At 63.8% G+C, this 25,292-nt stretch carries 23 protein-coding genes and 2 pseudogenes; 17 read left to right on the top strand and 8 right to left on the bottom strand.

Going from position 1 to position 25,292, the window contains the following annotated elements:
• The first annotated feature begins 41 nt into the window (after window positions 1-41).
• Window positions 42-2,042 carry a sensor histidine kinase gene (locus tag BGRAMDRAFT_RS07500; protein ID WP_006048095.1) on the top strand — a complete coding sequence of 667 codons (2,001 nt, stop codon included), beginning with the start codon at window positions 42-44 and terminating at the stop codon, window positions 2,040-2,042.
• A 16-nt stretch (window positions 2,043-2,058) separates the two neighbouring features.
• The gene (locus BGRAMDRAFT_RS07495) at window positions 2,059-3,411 is read left to right on the top strand and encodes a sigma-54-dependent transcriptional regulator (RefSeq protein ID WP_006048094.1); all 1,353 of its coding nucleotides are present in this window, start codon (window positions 2,059-2,061) and stop codon (window positions 3,409-3,411) included.
• Between the two features lie 92 nt (window positions 3,412-3,503).
• Here the strand turns inward: BGRAMDRAFT_RS07495 and BGRAMDRAFT_RS07490 are convergent, their stop codons facing one another.
• On the bottom strand, window positions 3,504-4,037 hold the full coding sequence (locus BGRAMDRAFT_RS07490) for a TlpA disulfide reductase family protein (protein ID WP_006048093.1): 534 nt from the start codon (window positions 4,035-4,037) through the stop codon (window positions 3,504-3,506).
• 249 nt (window positions 4,038-4,286) lie between these two features.
• Here BGRAMDRAFT_RS07490 and BGRAMDRAFT_RS07485 point away from each other — a divergent pair, with 249 nt between their 5' ends.
• Window positions 4,287-4,943 (top strand): hypothetical protein, encoded by a 657-nt coding sequence (locus tag BGRAMDRAFT_RS07485; RefSeq protein ID WP_006048092.1) that lies wholly within the window; start codon window positions 4,287-4,289, stop codon window positions 4,941-4,943.
• A gap of 342 nt (window positions 4,944-5,285) precedes the next feature.
• Here BGRAMDRAFT_RS07485 and BGRAMDRAFT_RS07480 read toward each other — a convergent pair whose 3' ends face one another.
• Together BGRAMDRAFT_RS07480 and BGRAMDRAFT_RS07475 are read right to left on the bottom strand one after the other, a co-directional pair.
• Window positions 5,286-6,869 (bottom strand): YifB family Mg chelatase-like AAA ATPase, encoded by a 1,584-nt coding sequence (locus BGRAMDRAFT_RS07480; protein ID WP_006048091.1) that lies wholly within the window; start codon window positions 6,867-6,869, stop codon window positions 5,286-5,288.
• Window positions 6,870-6,992: 123 nt separating this feature from the next.
• Window positions 6,993-7,250: an accessory factor UbiK family protein gene (locus BGRAMDRAFT_RS07475; protein WP_006048090.1), complete on the bottom strand. Its 258-nt coding sequence runs from the start codon at window positions 7,248-7,250 to the stop codon at window positions 6,993-6,995.
• Window positions 7,251-7,716: 466 nt separating this feature from the next.
• On the opposite strand from BGRAMDRAFT_RS07475, the gene BGRAMDRAFT_RS07470 reads away from it, so the two are divergent.
• From BGRAMDRAFT_RS07470 to ptsP, 7 genes are all read left to right on the top strand, one after another.
• Window positions 7,717-8,055, top strand: a complete 339-nt coding sequence (locus tag BGRAMDRAFT_RS07470) for a P-II family nitrogen regulator (RefSeq protein ID WP_006048089.1) — start codon at window positions 7,717-7,719, stop codon at window positions 8,053-8,055.
• A 44-nt stretch (window positions 8,056-8,099) separates the two neighbouring features.
• On the top strand, window positions 8,100-9,599 hold the full coding sequence (locus BGRAMDRAFT_RS07465) for an ammonium transporter (protein ID WP_006048088.1): 1,500 nt from the start codon (window positions 8,100-8,102) through the stop codon (window positions 9,597-9,599).
• A 265-nt stretch (window positions 9,600-9,864) separates the two neighbouring features.
• Window positions 9,865-11,154: a glutamate--cysteine ligase gene (gshA, locus tag BGRAMDRAFT_RS07460; RefSeq protein WP_006048087.1), complete on the top strand. Its 1,290-nt coding sequence runs from the start codon at window positions 9,865-9,867 to the stop codon at window positions 11,152-11,154.
• A 145-nt stretch (window positions 11,155-11,299) separates the two neighbouring features.
• The gene (gene gshB / locus BGRAMDRAFT_RS07455) at window positions 11,300-12,256 is read left to right on the top strand and encodes a glutathione synthase (RefSeq protein ID WP_006048086.1); all 957 of its coding nucleotides are present in this window, start codon (window positions 11,300-11,302) and stop codon (window positions 12,254-12,256) included.
• A 340-nt stretch (window positions 12,257-12,596) separates the two neighbouring features.
• The gene (locus BGRAMDRAFT_RS07450) at window positions 12,597-13,085 is read left to right on the top strand and encodes a PTS sugar transporter subunit IIA (protein WP_006048085.1); all 489 of its coding nucleotides are present in this window, start codon (window positions 12,597-12,599) and stop codon (window positions 13,083-13,085) included.
• Window positions 13,086-13,182: 97 nt separating this feature from the next.
• Window positions 13,183-13,452, top strand: coding sequence for an HPr family phosphocarrier protein (locus BGRAMDRAFT_RS07445; RefSeq protein ID WP_006048084.1), 270 nt, complete (start codon window positions 13,183-13,185; stop codon window positions 13,450-13,452).
• A gap of 251 nt (window positions 13,453-13,703) precedes the next feature.
• Window positions 13,704-15,452, top strand: coding sequence for a phosphoenolpyruvate--protein phosphotransferase (ptsP, locus tag BGRAMDRAFT_RS07440; protein ID WP_006048083.1), 1,749 nt, complete (start codon window positions 13,704-13,706; stop codon window positions 15,450-15,452).
• Between the two features lie 93 nt (window positions 15,453-15,545).
• On the opposite strand, the gene BGRAMDRAFT_RS07435 is transcribed toward ptsP, so the two are convergent.
• From BGRAMDRAFT_RS07435 to gpmA, 3 genes are all read right to left on the bottom strand, one after another.
• Window positions 15,546-16,304, bottom strand: a complete 759-nt coding sequence (locus tag BGRAMDRAFT_RS07435) for a HesA/MoeB/ThiF family protein (RefSeq protein ID WP_029969653.1) — start codon at window positions 16,302-16,304, stop codon at window positions 15,546-15,548.
• Between the two features lie 63 nt (window positions 16,305-16,367).
• Window positions 16,368-17,945: a S41 family peptidase gene (locus tag BGRAMDRAFT_RS07430; RefSeq protein ID WP_006048081.1), complete on the bottom strand. Its 1,578-nt coding sequence runs from the start codon at window positions 17,943-17,945 to the stop codon at window positions 16,368-16,370.
• A gap of 329 nt (window positions 17,946-18,274) precedes the next feature.
• Window positions 18,275-19,021, bottom strand: coding sequence for a 2,3-diphosphoglycerate-dependent phosphoglycerate mutase (gene gpmA, locus BGRAMDRAFT_RS07425; protein ID WP_006048080.1), 747 nt, complete (start codon window positions 19,019-19,021; stop codon window positions 18,275-18,277).
• 137 nt (window positions 19,022-19,158) lie between these two features.
• Here gpmA and BGRAMDRAFT_RS07420 point away from each other — a divergent pair, with 137 nt between their 5' ends.
• The 5 genes and pseudogenes from BGRAMDRAFT_RS07420 to BGRAMDRAFT_RS07400 all read left to right on the top strand — a co-directional run.
• Window positions 19,159-19,584: a rhodanese-like domain-containing protein gene (locus tag BGRAMDRAFT_RS07420; protein ID WP_029969654.1), complete on the top strand. Its 426-nt coding sequence runs from the start codon at window positions 19,159-19,161 to the stop codon at window positions 19,582-19,584.
• Window positions 19,581-19,841 (top strand): glutaredoxin 3, encoded by a 261-nt coding sequence (grxC, locus tag BGRAMDRAFT_RS07415; RefSeq protein WP_006048078.1) that lies wholly within the window; start codon window positions 19,581-19,583, stop codon window positions 19,839-19,841. The genes BGRAMDRAFT_RS07420 and grxC overlap by 4 nt, the downstream gene beginning before the upstream one ends.
• Before the next feature lie 154 nt (window positions 19,842-19,995).
• Window positions 19,996-20,466: a protein-export chaperone SecB gene (gene secB, locus BGRAMDRAFT_RS07410; RefSeq protein ID WP_006048077.1), complete on the top strand. Its 471-nt coding sequence runs from the start codon at window positions 19,996-19,998 to the stop codon at window positions 20,464-20,466.
• Between the two features lie 21 nt (window positions 20,467-20,487).
• On the top strand, window positions 20,488-21,486 hold the full coding sequence (locus tag BGRAMDRAFT_RS07405; RefSeq protein WP_006048076.1) for an NAD(P)H-dependent glycerol-3-phosphate dehydrogenase: 999 nt from the start codon (window positions 20,488-20,490) through the stop codon (window positions 21,484-21,486).
• Window positions 21,487-21,624: 138 nt separating this feature from the next.
• Window positions 21,625-22,167, top strand: a pseudogene (locus tag BGRAMDRAFT_RS07400) (O-acetyl-ADP-ribose deacetylase); the annotation flags it as partial.
• On the opposite strand, the pseudogene trmL reads toward BGRAMDRAFT_RS07400, so the two are convergent.
• Both trmL and BGRAMDRAFT_RS07390 read right to left on the bottom strand, forming a co-directional pair.
• Window positions 22,146-22,615, bottom strand: a pseudogene (gene trmL / locus BGRAMDRAFT_RS33565) (tRNA (uridine(34)/cytosine(34)/5-carboxymethylaminomethyluridine(34)-2'-O)-methyltransferase TrmL). The pseudogenes BGRAMDRAFT_RS07400 and trmL overlap by 22 nt on opposite strands.
• Window positions 22,616-22,633: 18 nt before the next feature.
• Entirely contained in the window at window positions 22,634-23,419 is a 786-nt protein-coding gene (locus BGRAMDRAFT_RS07390) for a ComF family protein (protein WP_044020530.1), read from the bottom strand.
• 83 nt (window positions 23,420-23,502) lie between these two features.
• On the opposite strand from BGRAMDRAFT_RS07390, the gene BGRAMDRAFT_RS07385 reads away from it, so the two are divergent.
• The gene (locus BGRAMDRAFT_RS07385; RefSeq protein WP_006048072.1) at window positions 23,503-24,468 is read left to right on the top strand and encodes a methyltransferase domain-containing protein; all 966 of its coding nucleotides are present in this window, start codon (window positions 23,503-23,505) and stop codon (window positions 24,466-24,468) included.
• A gap of 279 nt (window positions 24,469-24,747) precedes the next feature.
• On the top strand, window positions 24,748-25,221 hold the full coding sequence (locus BGRAMDRAFT_RS07380) for a DUF2244 domain-containing protein (RefSeq protein ID WP_006048071.1): 474 nt from the start codon (window positions 24,748-24,750) through the stop codon (window positions 25,219-25,221).
• Window positions 25,222-25,292: the final 71 nt, after the last annotated feature.

Here is a 25,292-nt window from a genome sequence, read left to right as displayed (position 1 = left end):
GCCTGAAATAGCGTGATGTTTGCGGCCGCGGACACCAGCCCATGCAACCGGTGAACGCGCGCCCAACCCCAGTGCCGTCGGCCGAGGAAGCGCAGGCCGACGGCGCTTCGCCTTATGCCACAATATCCGATCCCACCCGACCGGATAGTGCCAACGTGACCCGCCGCCTGCTGATCCTCTTCGCGCTCGTTGCCGGGCTCGTTGCGGCGTGCGGGCTCACCTATAGCGTCGCGTGGCAAAGCGGCATCGACAGCTTGCGGTTGAATGCGGCGGGGCGCGTCGACCGTACCGCGAGTTCGCTCAAGAGCACGCTCGAGCGCTATGAATCGCTGCCGTATCTGCTCGCGGAACATCCGATCGTGCAGGACGTGCTGGTCGATCCGTCGCCGGCCAACGTCGAGCGCGCGAATCTCTATCTCGAAGACCTGAACCGCCACGCGCGCGCGACGGTCACCTACATCATTCCGCTCGACGGCTACTGCGTGGCCGCGAGCAACTGGCAAGGGCCGGGCAGTTTCATCGGCGCGGGCTATCAGTTCCGGCCGTATTTCGTCGATGCAATCAAGGGCGGCGTGGGCCGCTTCTTCGGCATCGGCACGATCTCGCAGGCGCCGGGCTATTACATTTCGCAGCCGGTGCGGCGCGACGGCAAGATTGTCGGCGCGGCGGTCGTCAAACTCGATCTCGAATGGTTTCAGGGCTCGGACGCGTCCGAGCCGTTGCTCGTCACCGACGATCACGGCGTGATCTTTCTGTCGTCGGTGCCCGCGTGGAAATACCACACGATACGACCGCTGTCGGGCCAGGTCGCCGATTCGATTTACCAGGCGCGTCAATATGCGCAGCAGCCGATCGCGCCGCTGCCGGTGACGATCGAACGCAAGCTGGAAGGCGACGCGCAGATTGTGCGCGTGGGCGGCGGCCGCTATGCGCCGCGTTATCTCGCGTCGCGGCGCGGCATGGGCGAACCCGATTGGCATCTGATCACGATGGCGCCCGTGAGCCCCGTCGATGCCGACGCGCGCAACGCGACCATCGTCACGGGTTTTGGCTATGTGTCGCTCGTGCTGCTCGCGTTCTACTGGAGAATGCGCCGCTCGCGCGTGCGCGAGGTGATGCGCAGCCGTACGCTGTTGCAAAAGGCGTATGCCGAACTGAATCAGCGCGTCGCGGAACGCACCGCCGATCTGTCGCAGGCGAACGAGCAGTTGCAGAAGGAAGTCGCCGAGCGCACGCGCGCCGAGCAGGAACTGCGCGCCGCGCACGACGAGTTGATCCAGGCCAGCAAGCTCGCCGCGCTCGGTCAGATGGCGGCCGGCATCACGCATGAACTGAATCAGCCGCTCGCTGCGTTGCGCGGTTTTTCCGACAACACGCGCGTGCTGCTCGAGCGCGGCGATCAGGCGTCGGCGCGTGAAAATCTCGAAGCGATCGCGGCGCTCACCGAGCGCATGGGCAAGATCACGAACCAGTTGAAGCTGTTCGTCGGAAGGGCGCGGCCGCGCAGCGCGCGCGCGTCGGCTGTGCGCGCGCTGCGCAATGCGCTCGCGCTGTTGCAGAAGCGCTTTCAGGGCGTCGAACTGCAGCTTGCGCTATTCGATGTCGAAAGCGGTACGCGCACGCCGCTCGATCTTGCCGACGATCATCCCGACCTGATCGCGCATTGCGACGATCTGCGTCTCGAACAGGTGCTGATCAATCTGCTCGGCAATGCGCTCGACGCCACCGCCGGCATGAGCGCGCCGCGCATTTCGGTGCATATCGAGGTGGCTTCGGACAATCTCTCGTTCGCGGTGGGCGACAACGGTCCAGGCATCGCCGAAGACGTGCTGCCGCGCCTGTTCGAACCTTTCTTCACCACCAAGGAAATGGGCCAGGGACTCGGTCTCGGGCTCGCGATTTCTTCGTCGATCGCACGCGATTGCGGCGGCACGCTGGTGGCGCGCAACGCGCCGCAAGGCGGTGCACTCTTCGTGTTGACGCTGCGCCGCGCCCGCGTGCAGACGAGCCCTACCGCGGACCCGCTCACCACGGGTTCCTGATTCCGATGAGAACGACATGCTGAACGACGGCTTGCAAGTGCTGTATATCGAAGACGACGAACTGGTGCGGCGCGCGAGCGTGCAGAGTTTGCAACTGGCGGGCTTCGATGTGGTCGGCCATGCGTCGGCGGAATCGGCGGCGAAGTCGATCAGTGCGGATTTTTCCGGCGTGATCGTCAGCGATATTCGGCTGCCTGGCGCGAGCGGTCTCGAGTTGCTCGCGCAGTGCCACGAACGCGCGCCCGATGTGCCCGTGATTCTCGTCACCGGTCACGGCGATATTTCGATGGCCGTGCAGGCGATGCGCGACGGCGCCTACGACTTCATCGAAAAGCCGTTCGCCTCCGAGCGGTTGATCGAGACCGTGCGGCGCGCGCTGGAGCGGCGCAAGCTCGTGCTCGAAAACCTCGCGCTGCGCCGCGAACTCGCGGGGCAGAACACGGTGGCGCCGCGGATCATCGGCCGCAGTCCGGCGATCGAGCAGGTGCGGCGGCTCATCGCGAACGTCGCGCCGACCGATGCGTCGGTGCTCATCAACGGCGATACCGGCGCGGGCAAGGAACTGATCGCGCGCAGTTTGCACGAGTTGTCGCCGCGGCGCGACAAGCCGTTTATCGCGGTGAATTGCGGCGCGCTGCCCGAGCCGATGTTCGAGTCCGAGATGTTCGGCTACGAGCCCGGCGCGTTTACGGGCGCGGCCAAGCGCCGGATCGGCAAGCTCGAACATGCGTCGGGCGGCACGCTCTTTCTCGACGAAATCGAAAGCATGCCGCTCGCGTTGCAGGTCAAGCTGTTGCGCGTGTTGCAGGACGGCGTGCTAGAGCGGCTCGGTTCCAATCAGCCGATTCGCGTGAATTGCCGCGTGGTCGCGGCGGCGAAAGGCGATATGGCGGAACACGTCGCGGACGGCTCGTTCCGCCGCGATCTGCTGTACCGGTTGAATGTGGTCACGATCGCGCTGCCGCCGCTCGGCGAGCGTCGCGAGGACATCGTGCCGCTTTTCGAACACTTTCTGCTCGACGCGGCGGTGCGTTATCAGCGGCCCGCGCCGATCCTCACCGACCGTCAGCGCGCGAGCCTGATGCAGCGCGACTGGCCGGGCAACGTGCGGGAACTGCGCAACGCCGCGGACCGCTTCGTGCTCGGTGTCGCCGACGATCCCGTGATGTCTTTCGGCGACGAAAGCGGGCAGGCGCAGCCGCTCAAGGAGCGCGTCGAGCAATTCGAGCGCGCGGTGATCGCGGAAGCGCTCGAGCAGTGCGGCGGCGTGGTGGCGGTCGCCGCCGACCGGCTTCAGCTCGGCAAGGCGACGCTCTACGAGAAGATCAAGCGGTATGGCCTCGCGGCCAAGGGCGATGGGGAGAGGTGAAATAGAAACGCCGGCAAGTGGGAGTGCCGGCGTTTTTGTTTGAGCTTGCGGTGGCGTGGCCTGGATTTGGCTTGCCTTCGCTTGGCGGCTGCTTAAGCCGCGTTCAGCGCCTTCTCCAGCAACTGATCGAGTTCCGCGAACTGCGGTTCGCCGACGTAGCGCTTCAGAATCTTGCCGTCTTTGTCGACGAGGAAGGTGGTCGGCGTGAGCTGCACGTTGCCGAACTGTTTGGCGGCCGAGCCGTCGTCCATGGCGACCTTGAAGGGCAACTGGCGCGTTTGCGTGTAATTGGTCACGTACATCGGCGCGTCGTAGCTCATGGCCACCGCGACGAATTCGAGCCCTTTGCCTTTGAAGCGGTTATACGTCTGCACCATCTGCGGCATTTCCTTCATGCAGGTGTCGCAGCTCGTCGCCCAGAAGTTGACGAGGTAGACCTTGCCTTTCAGGTCGGCGGTCGTGACTTTCTGGCCCGACAGCAGCGTGAAGGTCGCGTCGGGCACGCGCTGCTGGCCGGCAAACGCGAAATAGCCGGCGATGCCGATCGCAATCGCCACCACGGCGATGATCAGGTAGCGAAGCGGATTCGTGCGCTTGACGGCGCTGGTCGATGCGATGGAACTCATGAGCGGAACCTCGGAAGTCGCGCAAGGGCGCAGGACAGTGCGTCGGCTGGGGCTTGGAGCGTGCCGCAACGGAGCGTTGATATTGTAGTCCTATTCGGGATGCGGGGCAGGGAGCGCAACCCGCAACCCGCGTTGCGCCGGCACAGCCAAACGGGCGCTTGGCCGCTTCCACGCGCTCCATCAGCTTGCAGCGGATAATGGCGTTTTGCGCTTCACGTCAACTTCACCGCTTCACGGTCTCTCTTGCTCATGTTCCAGACAGTTTTCCGCATCTATTCCCTGTTCGTTCGAATTCCCTCGCGTCTGTTTTCCAGCCTCGTCTTCCATGGCAATGCCGCGGCTCGCATGCTGCGCGGCCAGCCACGCGCGCAGTCGATGACCCGCGCGGCGGTTTGCGCGCTTGCTATCGGCGTCGCGCTGAGCGGCTGCTCGCCGACCTTCGACTGGCGCACCGTCATGAATAACGACAACGGCTACAGCATCGACTTGCCTGCCAAGCCCGGCAACGATCAGCGCGCGGTCCAGGTCGACGGCACGCCGATGCAGATGGCCATGCAGACGGCCGAGGCCGGCGACGCCGTGTTCGCGGTCGGCACGATCATGCTGCCCGACGACAGCGAAGCGACGCAGCGTAAGGCGCTCGAGTTCCTGCGCACCGGCCTCGCGCGAAACGTGGGCGTGACGCCAGAGGCGCGCGCGGTGCAGATTCCGCTCGCGGCAGGCGGCAAAGTCCTGGGGCTCGAGATGACGCTGAGCGGCGAGGCCGGCTCCAGCCATGAAAAGCGGACCGTCTATGCGCGCCTCGTGGCGCGTGGCCGGCACGCGTATCAGGCCGCGATCATCGCGTCAGGGCCGCTGCCCCAGGAACAGGTGGACCAATTTTTCTCGTCGTTCCAGCTCTATTGAACCGGTAGATTTGGCCGACTCGGCGCCGACCTGACGCCGAAGCGACGCGCGCACGTACTGAAAGTTCCTTCGCAGCTTTCGGCGCTAATTCGCGGTTTACGTTGAAGTTTTCCACCTCGCCGGGCGTCCTGTGGATAACTCTGTTGAGAAGTCCGCTTTTTTTGCCGCAGATGCCCGCGCCGTGGGCATTCCGTCAGTCTGAATGTAGTTGGTGCAGAAGAAAAAATCCTTTGAAATCAATGCCGTTTGGATCTGACTTTCTAAGTACCTTTCAGATGTTTCTAAATCTATCTGGAACGCGGGCATGTGCATAAGTCAAGTCTTGACAGCATTTTTTTCTCCTCAACCAGAGCCAAAAGCCCGTCGGTACTGAACCGCCTCGCCGATCTGCGCGGCGCTCGGCATGCTCGCGCCCGCGAGGTCGGCAATCGTTCGTGCGACTTTCAGGACGCGGTAATATGCGCGCGCCGACCAGCCGAAACGCTCGCCCGCTTCCCGCAGCAGCGCCTCCCCGGCCGCGTCCGGACGGCAGACTTCGTCGACTTCTTTGCCCGTCAACTCACGGTTGGTTTTGCCTTGCCGAGCCAATTGCCGTTCGCGCGCGGCGAGCACCCGCCGCGCGATGACCGCGCTCGTTTCTCCGGCGGCATGCGCTCGCGCGGACAATTCCGCCGACGTCAGCGCCGGCACTTCTAGCTGAATATCGATCCGGTCCAGCAGCGGGCCCGATAATTTGCGCAGATAACGCGCCGCAATCTCCGGCGTGCAGCGACAACGCCCATTCGGGTCGCCGCGCCATCCACAGGGACACGGATTCATCGCCGCGATCAGTTGGCACGCCGCCGGAAAGTCCGCTTGCAGCGCCGCGCGTGAAATCGTGATTCGCCCGGCTTCGAGCGGCTCGCGCAGTGTTTCGAGCACGTGGCGGTCGAACTCCGGCAGTTCATCGAGGAAAAGCACGCCCAGGTGCGCGAGCGTGATCTCGCCCGGTTGCGGCGGATTGCGCCCACCTACCAGCGCTGCCGCGCTCGACGAATGATGCGGCGCCCGGAACGGCCGCTGCCGCCATTGCGCCGGCGTGAAACCGGCGCGGCTCGCCGACAGCAACGCGGCCGAACTGAGCGCCTCGTCGTCGGTCATCGGCGGCAGCAGACCGGGCAAGCGGGCGGCGAGCATCGACTTGCCCGCGCCCGGCGGGCCGATCAGCAGAACATGGTGCCCGCCGGCCGCGGCGACTTCGAGCGCGCGGCGCGCGCCGCGTTGGCCGATCACGTCGCCCATGTCGGGCACGGCGGCAGGGCGCGTATCGGCCAGGTTTAGCGCGGCGACCGGATAGAGGCGGGCGTCGGGCGCATCGGCGAGATGCGCGCATAGCGACGGCAGATCGCTCGCGCCGTACACATCCACGCCGGGGACAAGCGCCGCTTCCGCCGCGCTGGCCGCGGGAAGATAGAGTTGCGGATTACGCTCGGGCGGCGTGTGCCCGGTCACGCTTTCGGCGAGACCAGGAGCTGCCGCGCAAACCGCCGCGCCGCGCGCGGTGCCGCAAGCCATCGCGAAGGCGCCTCGCATCGGACGCAGCGCGCCAGTTAGGGAAAGCTCGCCGGCAAATTCGCGGTTGACGAGCGATTCGGCCGGGATTTGCCCGCTCGCCGCGAGAATGCCCAAGGCAATCGGCAGATCGAAGCGGCCGGATTCCTTCGGCAGATCGGCGGGAGCGAGGTTGACCGTGATGCGCCGCACGGGAAAATCGAAGCCGCAGTTTTGCAGCGCGGCGCGCACGCGCTCGCGGCTTTCGCGGACTTCCAGATCGGGAAGTCCGACGATCGAAAAAGAGGGTAGCCCGTTGGCGAGGTGAACCTCGACGGTTACTTCGGGCGCGCGGCCGGCGGCCGGCGCGCGACTGCGCACCACGGCAAGCGACATGTTTTCTCCCGTCGGACCGCGCGCAAGTGGCGCGCTGCGGTCCCCTTAATACGCTGATGACGTCACGGCTCGCTTGCCTGTGATGTGCAGCTCGATGCAGCTAACGCGCTGCTTGTGAAACCGTCAGAGCGTTTGCGTCGTGACGGGCAGCTTCTGTTCGAGTTCCGCGACGCGGCGCTCCAGTTCTTCGAGGCGCGCACGCGTGCGCACCAGCACCTGGGTCTGCGTATCGAATTCCTCGCGCGTGACGAGATCGAGCTTCGAGAAGCCTTGCGACAGCATCGCTTTCACATTGCGTTCGACGTCTTTGGCCGGCGAGTTCTTGAACAGCTCGCTCATGCGCGCCTGGATGTCGTTGAAAACGTCGTTTGGTTGTTTCATGGTGTTCCCCTTGATGCACAAAAAATGTGCAGCGTTTCGTTACGTCTGTGCCTCGCGTCTGACGATGCGCTGCCTTGGTGCGTGCACGCCGGCTGTGCTTCGCCGCGTGAGCCCGTTTGGTGCGCGTCGGCGCTTGCAGACCCTGCGGACACTCTAGCAATGATCCAGGCGGCGCGCCACAGCGCAGCGCGCGCGTTGGCCATCTGGACAAGGGCGGCTGCGCCCCTTGCCGGGCGTGCACCGGCGGCAGTCTGACACAACATGGCATACGAGTTGCTCTTACTGCCCCGCGCGTTCTGCCGGCACGAATTTCCGGCAGGGCAACGAGACCAGGCGAAAGGGCAACGAGTACCACCAGGCTTGAGCGAGCGGGCTACAGGCAGCTTACGAGACGGTTACGCAGCGGTTCCGCGGCGGTTACGCAAACGGGTTAGCAACGGTTTTTGGCAACTAAGCGAGGGATTTCATGAAACTCATCACCGCAATCATCAAGCCGTTCAAGCTCGATGAGGCGCGCGAAGCCTTGTCGGCGATCGGCGTCTCCGGCATCACGGTAACCGAGGTCAAGGGGTTTGGCCGTCAGAAGGGCCATACGGAGCTGTATCGCGGCGCGGAGTACGTCGTCGATTTCCTGCCGAAAGTGAAGATCGAGGCGGCTGTCTCGGACGACATCGTCGATCAGGCCATCGAGGCGCTGGAACGCGCGGCGCGCACCGGCAAGATCGGCGACGGCAAGATTTTCGTCACGCCGATCGAGCAGGTCATCCGGATTCGCACCGGAGAGACCGGCGCGGATGCTCTGTAACACCAAAAGATAGCGACACAGATAGCGACAAGAGGAAACGAAAGATGCGCAAATTATTGATGTCCTTGCTGATGGCCGGTTCGCTGCTTGCGGGCGGTATCGGCGCCGCCCTCGCGGACGACGCTTCCGCCCCCGTAGCCGCCTCGGCCGCTGCATCCGATACGGCGGCAAGCGCGCCGGCAGCGGACGCTTCGGCGGCCGCAGCAGCTTCGGCGCCCGCCGCCGACGCCTCGGCTGCACCTGCAGCAAGCGCCGCAGCGGCAGCCCCCGCCGCATCGGACGCCGCTCCGGCTGCGCCCACCGCGCCGTTCTCGGTCGACTCGTCGAAAATCAATTCGGGCGACACCGCCTGGATGCTGACCTCCACCGCGCTCGTGCTGTTCATGACGATCCCGGGCCTCGCGCTCTTCTACGGCGGCATGGTCCGTAAGAAGAACGTGCTCGCGACGCTGATGCAAAGCTTCGCGATCACCTGCCTCGTGACGATCATCTGGGCGGTCGTGGGCTACAGCCTCGCGTTCACGCCGGGCGGCTCGTTCATCGGCGGCTTCTCGCGCTTCTTCATGTCGGGCATGAACTACATCAAGGGCGACAAGGCCACGACGCTGACCGTCAGCCATCTCGCGCAGACGATCCCCGAAACGGTCTACTTCGTCTATCAGATGACGTTCGCGATCATCACGCCGGCGCTGATCACCGGCGCATTTGCCGACCGCATGAAGTTCTCGGCGATGCTCGTGTTCATGAGCCTGTGGTCGATCATCGTCTACTCGCCGATCGCGCACATGGTCTGGGAACCGACCGGCTGGCTGGCGACCGCGGGCATCCTCGACTTCGCGGGCGGCACGGTGGTGCACATCAACGCCGGTATCGCCGGTCTGGTCTGCTGCCTCGTGCTCGGTAAGCGTGTCGGCTACGGCAAGGAAGCGATGGCTCCGCACAACCTCACGCTGACGCTGGTCGGCGCCGCGATGCTGTGGGTGGGCTGGTTCGGCTTCAACGCGGGTTCGGCAGTGGCGGCAGACGGCCGTGCCGGTTTCGCGATGTTCGCAACGCAAGTGGCGACCGCAGCGGCAGCGCTCGCGTGGATGTTCGCCGAATGGGCCGCGAAGGGTAAGCCTTCGGTGCTCGGTATCGTGTCGGGCGCAGTGGCGGGTCTGGTCGCCATCACGCCGGCTTCGGGCTTCGTCGGCATGACGGGTTCGCTCGTGATCGGCATCGTGGCGGGCGTGGTCTGCTTCTGGTCGGCAACGTGGCTCAAGCACAAGCTCGGTTACGACGATTCGCTCGATGCGTTCGGCGTGCACTGCGTCGGCGGTATCGTCGGTGCGCTGCTGACCGGCGTGTTCGCGGTGAAGGACATCGGCGGCTTCGACGGCAGCGTGCTGCTGCAAGCCAAGGGCGTCGTGACGACGCTGGTCTACAGCGGCGTGGTGAGCTTCATCCTGCTGAAGGTCATCGACATGACGATGGGCATCCGCGTGACGGAAGAACAGGAACGCGAAGGTCTGGACGTGAGCCTGCACGGCGAACACGTCGAATAACGAAGGCGTTTCACGAGCCCGCGCTCCCGGGCTCGCCGAGCCTCACCGGCTCATAAAGGTAGCAACAGGTAGCAACAAGCGCAGCGATTTGGCCCGCCTTCATGGCGGGCTTTTTTCTTGCTCGCCTTCTTGTTCACGACAGTTTCCCCTGCCTATCATTGCGATAGGGAGAATGCATTCCGGCTGGCTTGCGAATGGAGAAACCATCCCCAAATGGGCAAAGCATTTGCTCTACAATCTTTTTTCTCCAGTCTGCGAGTGATCAATGGTTCCGCACCTAGTTACGGCGTTAAACGGCCCGCTGCTCGATCTCGAGCGGAAGATCCTCGACGCTACTCCCGCAATCGAACGCTGGTTCCGGCTCGAGTGGCAGGAGCACACGCCGCCGTTCTATTGCTCGGTCGACCTGCGCAATGCGGGTTTCAAGCTCGCGCCCGTCGACACCAATCTGTTTCCCGGCGCGTTCAATAATCTGCCGCAGGAAGTGCTGCCGCTTGCCGTGCAGGCGGCAATGGCGTCCATCGAAAAAATCTGCCCGGACGCGAAGAATCTGCTCGTCATTCCCGAGCGCCACACACGCAACGCGTTTTATCTGGAGAACGTCGCCCGGCTCGCCGCGATCATGCGCCAGGCCGGCTTGAACGTGCGTTTCGGCACGCTCGACGAAAGCATCAACGGGCCCGTCACCATTGCGCTGTCCGACGGCCAGAAACTCGTGCTCGAACCGCTCGAGCGTTCGCAGCGCCGCCTCGGGCTGAAGAATTTCGATCCCTGCTCGATTCTGTTGAATAACGATCTGTCGGGCGGCATTCCGCCCGTGCTGGAAAATCTGCACGAGCAGTATCTGCTGCCGCCGCTGCATGCCGGCTGGGCTGTGCGCCGCAAATCGACGCACTTCTCGTGCTATGACGACGTCGCGAAGAAATTTGCGAAGATGGTCGAGATCGATCCCTGGATGATTAATCCGTACTTCGCGCATGTGGAAGGCGTGGATTTCCAGGAGCGCACCGGCGAGCAGGCGCTGGCCGATGCGATCGACGGCGTGCTGAAGAAGATCGCGAAAAAGTATCGCGAGTACGGCATCTCCGAAAAACCGTATGTCGTCATCAAGTCGGATGCGGGCACGTACGGCATGGGCGTGATGACGGTGCACGACGCGTCGGAAGTGGCCGCGCTCACGAAACGCGAACGCGCGAAGATGGCGGCGACGAAAGACGGCCTCGAAGTGCACGACGTGATCGTGCAGGAAGGCGTGTACACGTTCGAGCGCATCGGCGAGGAAGTGGCCGAGCCGGTCGTCTATATGATCGACCGCTATGTGGTGGGCGGCTTCTACCGTGTGCATGGCAGCCGCGAGCGCGACCAGAACCTGAACGCGCCGGGCATGCACTTCGTGCCGCTCGGCTTCGAGCACACCGCGCTGCCGGACGCGCACGCGAAGCCGGGCGCGGCGCCGCCGAACCGCTTCTACATGTACGGCGTGGTGGCGCGGCTCGGCTTGCTGGCTGCATCGGTCGAACTGGAAAAGACCGATCCGGAAGCCATTCAGGTTTGAACGCAGCCGTGTGAGATTGCCGGGCGCGGGCAGCGCGTAGGCCGCCCCGCGCCGTTTTCATCGACGATGTTCACGCCGCATTCACGCGTAATACACGCTCGATTCACGATCAATGCCAGGCCCTCCAGGGCGCAACGGGACCTTCATGGACATTCTTTTCATCGCCGATCCGCTCACGCAGTTCAAGATCTACAAGGACTCCACTTACGCGATGATGGCCGAGGCCGCGCGCCGCGGCCATACGCTGTACTTCTGCGAGCCGAAGCATCTCGCGTGGACGGGCGGCGACGTCGAAGCCAACGTGCAGCGTTTTGCGATCACGGGCGACGTGACCGATTTGCACCGCGACGAATGGTATGCGGCAGACGCCGCCGCGCCGCGCTCGCTGAAGGACTTCAGCGCGGTCGTCATGCGCAAGGACCCGCCGTTCGACATGGAATACGTGACGTCCACGTGGCTGCTCGAACTGGCCGAGCGCGCGGGCGCACGTATCTTCAACAAGCCGCAGGCGATTCGCGATCATTCGGAAAAGCTCGCTATCGGCGAGTTCGCTGAATTCGTCGCGCCCACGCTGGTCACGCGCGATCCGGCGCGACTCAGGGCGTTTCACGAGCAGCATGGCGACGTGATTCTGAAGCCGCTCGACGGCATGGGCGGCATGGGCGTATTCCGCGTGAAGCCGGACGGCATGAACCTGGGCTCGATCGTCGAAATGCTGAGCCACGACGGCGCGCGCTCAGTGATGGCGCAAAAGTTCATCCCCGAAATCAAGGACGGCGACAAGCGCATTCTGCTGATCGGCGGCGAAGCTGTGCCGTATTCGCTCGCGCGGATTCCACAAGGCAACGAGGTGCGCGGCAATCTGGCCGCGGGCGGTTTGGGCGTGGCGCGTCCGCTGACCGACCATGACCGCAAGATCGCCGATACGCTCGCACCCGTGCTGGCGGCACGCGGTCTGCTGCTGGTGGGGTTGGACGCCATTGGCGACTGGCTGACCGAAGTGAACGTGACGAGCCCGACGTGCTTCCGCGAGATCATGGATCAGACGGGCTTTGACGTCGCCGCCATGTTCGTCGACGCGCTGGAGCGCGCGGCGGGCTGAGCGGCCGTCTTGAAACTGGGCGGCGGCCCCCAAACTGACAGACAGGATCAGCATCATGTCCGCTGCGGGCGGAACGGCGGCGCGGGCCCGAAAAACGGGCCTGCTACAATGCCCGCTCTTCGCGTCGATTTGTAGCGATACGCTCCGCAAGGAGTCATCGCATGCACGGCGGAGCCTTGAAACGGGCAGGTTCGGTGGGCGCCGCTGCGGCGTCGCATTCGAGGTTCTGTTCGCGAAAGGCGTATTTCCGGCTCTCATGGCCAACGGCCGGCCGAGGGCGCGAGCGTTTCGGACAGCGTTCCGATCCACGTTTGGGGCCGTCTTTTTGCAGTAGGCTGACATGGCAGGCATTCTGATCATTGCGCACGCACCGTTCGCCACCGCGTTGCGCGACTGTATTTCGCATATTTACGGCGGTTTGCCGGCTCGCATCGGCGTGATGGACGTATCGCCCGACTGCGATCCCGCGCAAATGGTTTCCTTCGCCGAGTCCGAGATTGCGCGCCTCAAAGAAGAGAACGGCGCGCTCGTGCTCACCGACATGTTCGGCGCCACGCCCGCGAATATCGCCGGGCGGCTGGCTTCCGTGCCCGACGTGCGCGTGCTGTGCGGCGTCAATCTGCCGATGCTCGTGCGCGCGGTCTGTTATCGCGCGACGCCGCTCGACACGCTGGTAGACAAAGCGCTCGCCGGCGCGACCAAGGGCATTCACGCGATCGGCCCGGCAGCACCCGCGCCCGCCGAGGCCGCGGCTGTCACCGCCGACTGTCTGCCCGCGTTGCCGGCCGATGCGGACCTCGCACAGAAGACCGGGCCGGCCGGTTTATAGTCGTTCGCAGCGCAGCTTGCAGTGCAACCTTTGCAGTACACCCTGATTCGCCGTTCTACTTTTCACAACAACACTTACCCGCGCTTCGGACCAACACATGCTGCAACAGGAAACGACTATCGTGAACAAGCTGGGGCTGCACGCGCGCGCGTCGGCCAAGTTGACGCAACTCGCAGGCAACTATCAGTCGGAAATCTGGATGAGCCGCAACGGCCGCCGCATCAATGCGAAAAGCATCATGGGCGTGATGATGCTTGCTGCGGGCATCGGCAGCACGGTGCTGATCGAAACCGAAGGCGCCGACGAAAAAGAAGCCATGGACGCATTGTTGAAACTGATCGCGGATAAATTCGGCGAAGGCCAGTGAGCTGGCGAATCGACAGTGCAATGTAGAAGAACGCCGCGGCTATCGCTCCGCGGCGTTTTTTTTAGCGCGCGACAATATGCGGACATGCGTGAATACGCGGCCGTTGTGCCTCGCTCTTACTACGCGCTTTCGTGCTGCACTGCACACAGCATTCGCGTACGTCTGCGGCGGCGCGGAATTTATAATGACGACGAGAGTCTGAGAGCATTGCAGCGGTTTGCCGCGGCATCACACAACTAGAGGAGGTGCGCGTGTCGTTCACGCTGCATGGAATTCCCGTGTCACGCGGTATCGCCATCGGGCGGGCCTACCTGATCGCCCCGGCTGCACTTGACGTAGACCACTATCTGATCGAACCCGCGCAGATCGAGAGCGAGGTCGAGCGCTTTCGCACGGCCCAGCAATGCGTGCATGTCGAGCTCGACGCGTTGCGCGCCGACCTTGCCGCAGACGCGCCTAGCGAAATGGGCGCGTTCATCAACGTTCATTCAATGATCCTGAACGATGCAATGCTCGTTCAGGAAACCATCGACCTCATTCGCACGCGCCGCTACAACGTGGAGTGGGCGCTGACCGAGCAGCTCGAACGGCTGTCGCGTCATTTCGACGACATCGAAGACGAATATCTGCGCGAGCGCAAAGCCGATATCGAGCAAGTGGTGGAGCGCGTGCTGAAGGCGCTGGCGGGTGCGTCGGCTACACTCGTGGACGGCGTGCACGGCGCCTGCAGCGAGATGATCGTGGTCGCGCACGACATCGCGCCGGCCGACATGATGCAGTTCAAAACGCAAACGTTTCAGGGCTTCGTCACCGATCTCGGCGGCCGCACGTCGCATACGGCGATCGTCGCGCGCAGCCTTGGCATTCCTGCCGCGGTCGGCGTGCAGCACGCGAGCGCGCTGATTCGTCAGGACGACCTGATTATCGTCGACGGCGATCATGGCATTGTGATCGTCGATCCCGCGCCGATCGTGCTGGAGGAGTACTCGTACCGGCAAAGCGAAAAGGCGCTCGAGCAACGCAAGCTGCAGCGCCTCAAATTTTCGCCGACGCAAACGCTGTGCGGCACGCGCATCGAACTGTGCGCGAACATCGAGTTGCCGGACGACGCGCGCGCCGCGCTCGATGCGGGCGCGACCGGCGTCGGCCTGTTCCGCACCGAGTTCCTGTTCATGAATCACAAAGACCGCATGCCCGAGGAGGAGGAGCAGTTCGAAGCCTACCGGCGCGCGGTCGAGTTGATGAACGGGCTGCCCGTCACGATTCGCACGATCGACGTGGGCGCCGACAAGCCGCTCGATTCGATGGGCGGCGGCGACGGCTACGAGACCGCGCCCAACCCGGCGCTCGGGCTTAGGGCGATTCGCTGGAGCCTGTCCGAGCCGCAAATGTTCCTCACGCAATTGCGCGCGATTCTGCGTGCATCGGCGTTCGGCACGGTGAAGATTCTGGTGCCCATGCTCGCGCATGCGCAGGAGATCGATCAGACGCTCGACCTGATTCGCGAAGCGAAGCGTCAACTTGACGACGCGGGGATCGCGTACAACCCGAACGTGCAAGTCGGCGCGATGATCGAGATTCCGGCCGCCGCGATTGCGCTGCCGCTCTTTCTGAAGCGGCTCGATTTCCTGTCGATCGGCACCAACGATCTGATCCAGTACACGCTCGCTATCGACCGCGCGGACAATTCCGTCGCGCATCTGTACGACCCGCTGCATCCGGCGGTGCTGCATCTGATCGCGTTCACGTTGCGCGAGGCGAAGCGGGCGGGCGTGCCTGTGTCGGTCTGCGGTGAGATGGCGGGCGATCCGACGTTGACGCGTCTATTGCTCGGCATGGGGCTCACCGAGTTTTCGATGCATCCGAGCCAGTTGCTCGAGGTCAAGCAGGAAGTGTTGCGCTCGCATCTGAAGACGCTGGAGAAGCCGGTGGCCGATGTGCTTGCATCGTTTGAACCGGAAGAGGTGCAGGCTGCGCTGAAGCGGGTCGCGCAAGCCTGATTGATTGATCACACACACGCGTGAATGACAAACGCCGCACATGTGCGGCGTTTGTCGTTGTGGCTTACCTCGCGGTCCCGCTCGTGCTCGTGCTCAGTGGCCGTGGCGTTTTCCGCAGACGGGGCAGTCCGGCTGGCGCGCAATGCGCATCGTGGTCCATTCCATTCGCAGCGAATCGAGCATGGTCAGCCGCCCGGCGAGCGACGTTCCGATTCCGCCGATCACCTTCAGCGCTTCGGCCGCCTGCATCGAGCCGATGATGCCGACCGTAGGCGCAAACACGCCCATCGTGGAACACGCAACTTCTTCGAACGGCTGGTCTTCGGGGAACACGCACGCGTAACACGGCGATGCTTCGTCGCGGAAATCGAATGTGCTGATCTGGCCGTCGAAGCGCAACGCCGCGCCCGACACGAGCGGCACGCCGTGCTTCACGCAGGCGCGATTGATCGCATGGCGGGTCGCGAAGTTGTCCGTGCAATCGAGCACGACCGTGGCGCCCGGCACTTGCCGATCGAGCCACGCATCGTCGACGCGTTCGGCGACCGCGTTCACATGCACTTCGGGATTGATCTGCGCGAGCGTGTCGCGGCCGGACTCGACCTTCTTGCGTCCGACCGACGCGCTCACATGCAGGATCTGCCGTTGCAGATTGGTGAGGTCGACCGTATCGGCATCGACCAGCGTCAAACGTCCGACGCCCGCCGCCGCGAGGTACATCGCGGCAGGCGAACCCAGCCCGCCCGCGCCGACGATGATCGCGTGCGCGTCGAGAAAACGCTGCTGCGCCTCGATGCCGATTTCGTCGACGAGAATGTGGCGGGAATAGCGAAGGAGTTGATCGTCGTTCATGGCGGGAGCCGGCGTGTCTTCGCGGCGCATTGACCGCGAAGACACGTGAGGTTGCTTGCGCGACTACTTGCCTTGCGTGGCCGGAGCCGACGCCGGAGCCGGACCCGACGCGCCGGGCACCGGTTGAGTCGGCTTCACAGCAACCGGCGCGGACGCCGACGTAGCCGGCTTGTTCTGCGCGAGACGCCGTTCGGTCACCGACTTCGACTCCTGCACCGGCTTGCCTTCGAGCTTGTTCAGCGCCTGCGTCAGCATGAAGTCGTCGGCGGAACCGAATTCGACCGGCTTGCGCTCACGATCTTTCTGACGCTGTTCCGGCGTCTTCTTATCGTTCTGCTCTTCGAGCTGACGCAACTGGTCCATGCGATCCTGCTCGCGCTTCTCGGCTTCCTTCTTCTCGTTCGGATCTTGCGTGTTGGCGAGGTGGTTCGAGTAGTCGACTTCGCGCGTGACGAGTGCGTCGTCCGGATCGCCTTCCGCGTATTGATCGACCGCGATGTCAGGACGGATGCCCTTGTTCTGGATCGAGCGGCCGCTCGGCGTGTAGTAATACGCCGTGGTCAGACGCAATGCGGTGTCGGCGGTCATGGGGCGCACGGTCTGCACCGAGCCCTTGCCAAAGGTCGTCTTGCCGACGATCAACGCGCGATGCTGATCCTGCAACGCACCCGCGACGATCTCCGACGCCGACGCCGAATACGCGTTGGTCAGCACGACCATCGGCACCGTCTTGAAGATCGGCGCTTCGTCCTTCAGCGGATCGCTGTCGAAAGATTGCAGACGGTAGTTGTCGTAAGTGTCGCGATAAACCTGCTTCGAATCGGGAATCTGCCCGTTGGTGGACACCACGACGGAGTTCGGCGGCAGGAACGCGCCGGCGACGCCGACCGCGCTTTGCAGCAGACCGCCGCCGTTGTTGCGCAGGTCGAGCACGAGGCCCTTCAGGTTCGGCTGCTGACGCGCGATGTCCTGCAGCTTCGCCGCGAGGTCAGGCGTGGTGCGTTCCTGGAAGCTCGTGATACGCACGTACGCGTAGCCCGGCGCAAGAATCTTCATCTTCACCGACTGCACCTTGATGACGGCGCGCGTCACGGTGAGCGGGAACGTGCGGTCGTCGGTCTTGCGGAAGATGGTGAGCGTGACCTTGGTGCCCGGCTCGCCGCGCATCTGCTTGACGGCCTGGTCGAGCGTCATGCCGCGCACCGGCTTGTCGTTGATGCGCGTGATCAGGTCGCCCGGACGAATGCCGGCGCGGAACGCAGGCGTGTCTTCGATCGGCGAGATCACCTTGATCAGGCCGTCTTCCGACGAGATTTCGATGCCGAGGCCCGCGAAGCGACCTTTGGTCTGCTCCTGCAGTTCCTCGTAATCGGTCTTGTCGAGGTAGGACGAATGCGGGTCGAGGCTCGACACCATGCCCTTGATCGCGGCGGTGAGGAGCTTTTTATCGTCGACGGGTTCGACGTATTCGTGCTTGATCTGACCGAACACTTCGGCAAAGAGCCTGAGCTGGTCCAGCGGCAAGGGCGCGGCGGCGGCGCTGGCGGGCTGCTGCGCCGAAGCGGAAAGTTGCAGGGTGGCAAATACACCGGTAGCAAGGCCCGCGGCGATCAGGCCGATATTTTTCAGGTTCTTTCGCATAGAGTCTGTTGCGGTCGGAAGCGCGTGGCAGCGTCGATAGAGATGGGGACGGACAAGTATAACTGCACACCCGCCAACAGAGGGCGCGGGGCAGGCAATCGTGATTCGACAGCGGGATGCGTGCCGGGTTCGGCGCAATGTGCGCGCGGCTGCGAAGTAATGTGCCGTAACGGAAGACGGCGGCCAGAATGGCGCGCTCAAAACAAACGGACCGCGCTGACCGGTACGTCTTGCCGGTCGGCGCGGTCCGCTGGCGACGTGCTGCTGCGTTTCTCGTCACCTTCTTTAACAAAGAGTGGCGGCCAATGAGCACGCCATGCCGGCCAACCTTAGCCGGCTTTGCCTTGCTTCGCGACGGCCGCCTGCGCCTTCGCGATCGCTTCCTGGTCGCCCAGATAGTAGTGCTTGATAGGCTTCAGGTTTTCATCGAGTTCATAGACGAGCGGCACGCCGTTCGGAATATTCAGCCCGACGATGTCGTCGTCCGAAATGTTGTCGAGGTACTTCACCAGCGCGCGGATCGAGTTGCCGTGCGCGGCGATCAGCACCTTGCGGCCCGACTTGATGGCCGGCGCGATCGACTCGTTCCACAGCGGCAGCACGCGCGCGACCGTGTCTTTCAGACACTCGGTGAGAGGCAGTTGCTCGCGCGGCACCTTCGCGTAGCGCGGGTCGTTGTACGGCGCGCGCTCGTCGGTCGGCTCGAGCGCCGGCGGCGGCGTGTCGTAGCTGCGGCGCCAGACCAGCACCTGTTCGTCGCCGAACTTGGCTGCGGTTTCGGCCTTGTTCAGACCCGACAGGGCGCCGTAGTGACGCTCGTTCAGACGCCACGAATGGACGACGGGGATATACATCTGATCCATCTGGTCCTGCACGTGCCACAGCGTGCGAACGGCGCGCTTGAGCACCGACGTGTACGCGATGTCGAACGTATAGCCGTTTTCCTTCAGCAGCACGCCCGCCTGCTGCGCTTCACGGTTGCCCTGTTCAGTGAGGTCGACGTCGACCCAGCCCGTGAAGCGGTTTTCCTTGTTCCACGTCGATTCGCCGTGGCGGATGAGAACGAGTTTGTACATAAGATTGCCGGTCGGTAGTGAGGAAGCGGTAAAGCGCTGCGAAGCGCCCGCCGAGGAGCGCCGCCATCGCGTCAGACGCTTATTTTATAATGGGCGGATTGCCCTTTCCGATTTCTCTCTTTTTCGGCGGATTTTCCGTGAAGTTTTTCACTGATTACACAAACCTTGTCCTGATCGCGATCGTCCTCATCTCCGGTGGGTTGCTGCTGTGGCCGACCATCAGCCGGCGCGGCCGCGGTGGCCTGTCGGCCGCCGAAGCCACGCAACTGATCAACCGGCGCAACGCGGCCGTTATCGACCTGCGTCCGTCGGCCGACTTCGCCAAGGGCCATTTGCCCGCGGCGCGGCACCTCGAATTCGCCGAGTTGCAAGCAAAGGTCGCGCAACTGGTGAAGAATAAGAACAACCCCGTGCTGCTGGTCTGCCAGACCGGCCAGCAGTCGAACAAGGCAGCGCGTATCGTGCAGGACGCAGGATATGCGGAAGTCCACGTTCTGGAAGGCGGCGTCGACGCCTGGCAGAAAGCCGGCATGCCGGTTGTGAAACAAGGAGTAGCCAAGTGAACAAAGTGATCATGTACAGCACGCAGGTGTGCCCGTATTGCCAGATGGCCGAACGTCTTTTAAAGTCGCGCGGCGTCGAGAATATCGAAAAAGTACTGATCGACAAGGACCCGGCCCGTCGTGAGGAAATGATGACCAGGACCGGTCGTCGCACGGTGCCGCAGGTGTTCATCGGCGAGAAGCATGTCGGCGGGTACGACGACCTTTCCGCGCTGGATCGCGCGGGCGGTCTGACGCCTCTGCTCGAAGCCGCCTGAATTCGCGCGCCTTTCGTGCGCGCGTGTCGGCGGGTGAAACACAAGCCGGCGCATCGTTGCTCCTGAAAGGGGCGGACGGCGCGCCGCAACTATCTGGCGGCCCTTGAGACTCAGGGGCCGCCGCTACGCATATCTATCAGGGAATCACACCATCATGTCCGACGAGAATAACCAGCCGTTCTTCAACATCCAGCGCATCTATCTGAAGGACATGTCGCTCGAGCAGCCGAACTCGCCCGGCATTTTCCTCGAGCAGGATATGCCGTCGGTGGAAGTGGAAGTCGACGTGAAGGCCGAGCGTCTCGCCGACACCGTCTTCGAAATCCTCGTGACGGGCACCGTTACGGCCAAGGTCGCGGACAAGGTTGCGTTCCTGATCGAAGCGAAGCAAGCGGGCATTTTCGACATCCGCAATATTCCGGCTGAGCAGGTCGATCCGCTCGTCGGCATTGCATGCCCGACGATCCTGTTCCCGTATCTGCGTTCGAACATCGCGGACGCGATCACGCGCGCCGGCTTCCCGCCGATCCACCTCGCCGAAATCAACTTCCAGGCGCTGTACGAGCAACGCCTCGCGCAGATGGGCGGCGAGAACGGCGCGGCGCAAAACGGCGTCACGCATTAAGTGTCCCAGGCAGTGCCGGCTATGAAGGTTGCTGTCCTCGGAGCCGGCGCGTGGGGCACAGCCCTCGCCGGCCATCTGGCCGTTCGGCACGACACGGTGCTGTGGGCGCGCGAACCTGCGCTCGTTACGGATCTCGCCGCTTCGCATGAAAACGCCCGCTATCTGGCGGGCGTTGCTTTGCCTGCGGCGCTTCGCTACGAAGCGGATCTCAACGCAGCGCTCGACCAGGCGCTCGCCGACGACGCGTTATGCGTCGTCGCGACGCCCGTCGCCGGACTGCGCAGTCTCATCCAGTCGATGCGCGATGCCGGCAAAGTGCCGGCGCATGTCGTGTGGCTTTGCAAAGGCTTCGAGGCCGACTCGCAGTTGCTGCCGCACCAGGTGGTCGCGGCCGAATTGCCGGAACACGGCAGCAACGGCGTGCTGTCGGGGCCGAGCTTCGCGCGCGAAGTGGGCCAGGGCTTGCCGGTCGCGCTGACTATCGCAAGTGCTTCGGCGGCGTGCCGCGAACGCACGGTCGCCGCGTTTCATCACGGCGCGATGCGCATTTATACCGGCGACGATGTTGTCGGCGTCGAAGTAGGCGGCGCGGTGAAGAACGTGCTGGCTATCGCGACGGGCATCGCGGACGGCCTCGGTCTCGGCCTGAACGCGCGCGCCGCGTTGATCACGCGTGGTCTCGCCGAAATGTCGCGCCTCGGCGTGACGTTGGGCGGACGGGCGGAGACGTTCACCGGCTTGACCGGTCTTGGCGATCTGATTCTGACCGCGACCGGCGATCTGTCGCGCAACCGCACGGTGGGTGTGCAACTCGCCGCAGGCCGCTCGCTTGCCGATATTCTCGGCGGCCTCGGGCATGTGGCCGAAGGCGTGCGCTGCGCGCAAGCGGTTCTCGCGATCGCACGCGCTCATGCGATTGAAATGCCGATCACACAGGCCGTCTGCGCCGTGCTGTTCGACGGCGTGGCGCCCCGCGACGCCGTCAGCGCTCTGTTGCGGCGCGATTCCAAGGCTGAATAACCTGGAATAAGCCGAAGCGAGCCGTCTTGCGGTTCTTCCTTGAGCCGTTTCAATCAGCCGTTCGGTGTGTAAAACGCTGAACGGCTGTCTGCTCTCGCTGTCCACTGTCTATCGACGCTTCGGATCAGCGAGGTTCACATGCTCAGTATCGATCGTTGCACGCTTGAAGCCCGCGTGGCCGACATCACGACGCTTGACGTGGATGCCATTGTCAACGCAGCCAATACTTCGTTGCTCGGCGGCGGCGGTGTGGATGGCGCGATCCACCGCGCGGCCGGCAACGAATTGCTGCGCGAATGCGAGGCGCTTGGCGGCTGCGCGACCGGCGACGCGAAACTCACGCGCGGCTACCGTTTGCCCGCGCGCTATGTGATCCACGCGGTGGGCCCCGTATGGCGGGGCGGCACGCACGGCGAGGCCGACTTGCTCGCGTCGTGCTATCAGCGCTCGCTCGAAGTGGCGCGCGAGGCGAATTGCGCGAGCATTGCGTTCCCCGCGATCAGTTGCGGCATCTACCGGTTTCCCGCCGATCAGGCGGTCCGCATTGCGGTCGACACCGTACTGGAAAATCTGCCGCGCATGCCGCAACTGCGCAGCGTGATCTTCGCCTGCTTCGACGACGCGATGTTCGAGCGCTATCAGTCCGAATTGAAAAGCCGTCAGGCGCAGCCTTCGAATCCCATTGACGGCACGCTTCGAACACCACGATTGCTACCGTATTCGACAGATTCAGGCTGCGGTTGCCGGGACGCATCGGCAGGCGCACGCGCTGCTCGCCGGCGAATTGCTCGAGCACCGAGTCGGGCAGGCCGCGCGTTTCCGCGCCGAACACAAACCAGTCACCCTCCTGAAACGCGTGCTCGTGAAAGCGGCCCGAGCCGCGCGTGGTGAACGCGAACATGCGCGAGGGATCAGGCGATTCCTTCGCGATAAACGCGGCCCAATCGGCATGCACATTCATTTGGGCGTACTCGTGATAGTCGAGGCCGGCGCGGCGCAGCTTGGCGTCGTCGAGCGGAAAGCCGAGCGGCTCGATCAGATGCAGACGTGCGCCGGTGTTCGCACACAGGCGGATGACGTTGCCGGTGTTCGGCGGAATTTCCGGTTCGACGAGAACGACATTGAACATAAGGTGACCAGGTAGAGACTAGTTTTTCGGTGTGCGCAGCGCGACGAAGTTGGTGACGCGCCGCGCACCCGCTGCTTTCAGTGTGCGAGCCAGCGCTTCGAGGGTTGCGCCGGTCGTCATGACATCGTCGACGATTCCCACGTGCAGCCCTTGCACGTTGCCGGCAACTTCGAATGCGCGCCCGACGTTCATTCGGCGCGCATCGAGGTCAAGCCGCGACTGTGGCGCCGTGTCGATCACGCGGCGCAGCAGCGTCGCGTCGTGCGGCACACGCAACGCGCGAGCCAGCGGCTTCGCGATCTGCCATGCCTGGTTATAGCCGCGCTTTCGCAGACGCCGGTCCGCAAGCGGCACAGGAGCGATCAAGTCGGGACACTCCGACGGATCTTGCCAGGCATCGTGCGCGAGAAGCGCGAGGCGCCGCGCGAATTCCCGCGCAAGCACGAGCTGCGCACGAAACTTAAGGCCGACGGCGAGCGTGTCGAGCGGCGCGCGATAGTCGGCGAGCGCGAAGGTGGCGTCGAACGGCGGCTTTTCGGCGATGCAATCTCCACAGCAATATGACGCTCGACGCCCCCGATATGTGACAGGCAACGGAACCGCGCAAACGCAGCATCGCAAAGCGCCTTCATTCCAATAGGATTCGTCGCAAAAGCCGCACAGCGCGTTATGCGACAAATTGCCGCATAACGCGCATGCGTTAGGCAGTATCGCCTGCATCGCATGCGGCCACGCCGAGCGAAAGCCGCGCGCGAATCGCGTGAAGGGGCTTCGTGAAGACGGAAAACGGGCTCGGAATGGCATGCATGGGCGGCCGCAAAGGCCTTTGGCGCTGAATCGAAGGAAGCGAACGAGTATACTTCGGGCTCCACGCCAGCACGACACCCATGTCCCCAACGCCCCCTCAATCTGGCCGTCCGGCCTATGACTCCCGGCGCCTGCGGCGGATTTTCGACCGCCGCGCAGCGACTTTCGACGACGTCGCCTTCCTTCCGCGCGAAATTTCGCAGCGCATGCGCGAGCGTCTCGATTACATCAAGGTCGCGCCGGCGGCCGTGCTCGACGCGGGTTGCGGTGCAGGCGAGGACATCCCCGCATTGCGCGAGCGCTTTCCCGAGGCGCCGGTGTTCGGCACGGACCTGTCGCGCGGTATGCTCACGCGCGCGCTGCGCCACGATTCTGGCGATACCAGTTGGCGGCGCTTCTTGCCGGCCACGCTCGGCAAGGCGCTCGGCGCACGCGGTCCGCGCTTCGCGCAAGCGGACTTTGCCGCGCTGCCGTTCGCGGCGGGCGCGTTCGAATTCATCTGGTCCAATCTCGCGCTTCACTGGCACTCGCGCCCGGATCTCGTCTTTCCGGAATGGCAGCGCGTCTTGAAGGTGAACGGCCTGCTGATGTTCAGCACGCTCGGCCCCGACACGCTGAAGGAGTTGCGCGGCGCCTATGCCGAAGTCGAAGCGGCGCATGGCGTCGGCTCGCGTAAGCACGTGATCGACTTCGTCGACATGCATGATCTTGGCGACATGCTGGTCGAAAGCGGTTTCGAGATTCCCGTGATGGACCAGGAAACTATCACAATCACCTATAAGTCACCCGACTCGCTGCTCGCGGACGTGCGCGGTTGGGGCGCGTATCCGTTCGAGCGCGAAGTGTCGTCGGGTGCGGCGGCACGGCGGTTGCACAAGGCATTGCTGGCGGCGCTCGAAGCGCGCCGGCGCGGCGACGGCACGATCGCGCTGACCTTCGAGGTGATCTACGGACACGCATGGAAAGCGGTGCCGCGCACGACGGCCGAAGGGCATGGCATCGTGCGAATCGAGGACATTGGACGAGGCTCGTCAAGGAATCGCTGAAGCGGTAAAGAGGACATCTGTTATGTCTGAAATTACCGTTTCCAGACACGCGCAAAACATGCGGCAAAACGGCGCGGAGGCTTGTCGCGCCTGGCTTGTGAGGCAGCCGGGGCTTGCTTGTGGATGCTATGGATCGCGCCTATAATGCGTCAGTTTGTCGCCCGGAGTTCCCACATTTGGGGCGGCAGGCCCGAGGCACAGGGCAGCAAGACTGGTTGGCGCGGTAGTTGTGAATAGAGGTCGATAGCGGGCCTTTGGGACGATCGGCAGGAGGCAGCGATGGAAGCATCTGATCTGCTGGCGGATTCGGAACCGGTCCTTAAAGACTGGACGATGAAGCGCAACTGTTCCATGTCGCCGCGGCAGTTCGTATGTTTCTACGTGTCGCTTGCGTTGTTCTCGTTGGCAATTGCTTTCATGCTGGTTCTGGTCGGCGCCTGGCTGGTGTTGCCGTTCACCGGTATCGAATTGCTGGCGGTGGGCGTCGCGTTTGCCATCTATGCGCGTCATGCTGTCGATTACGAACGCATCCGGCTGTTTCCGAACCGGCTCGTGATCGAACAGGTGAGCGCCGAGCAGGTCACGCAGTTCGAGTTCAATCCGCGCTGGGTGCGGATCGAGGCTGGCGCAACACCGCGTGATCAGATCAGACTGGTCTCGCGCGGCGAGACGATCATGATCGGGCAGCACCTCGCGCAGCACCGGCGCGCGCAGTTTGCCGGCGAATTGCGCAGATGGCTCGCGCGTTGTTAGTCGCGTCGGGGCATGCGGCGTTCGCCGCAGCGGAGCAGCGGGTGATCGGGGCGAGCGGGCCGGCGGGGTCG

The sequence above is a fragment of the Paraburkholderia graminis C4D1M genome, assembly GCF_000172415.1.
GTDB classification, from domain to species: domain Bacteria; phylum Pseudomonadota; class Gammaproteobacteria; order Burkholderiales; family Burkholderiaceae; genus Paraburkholderia; species Paraburkholderia graminis.
This window is presented reverse-complemented; position numbering and strand designations above follow the sequence as displayed.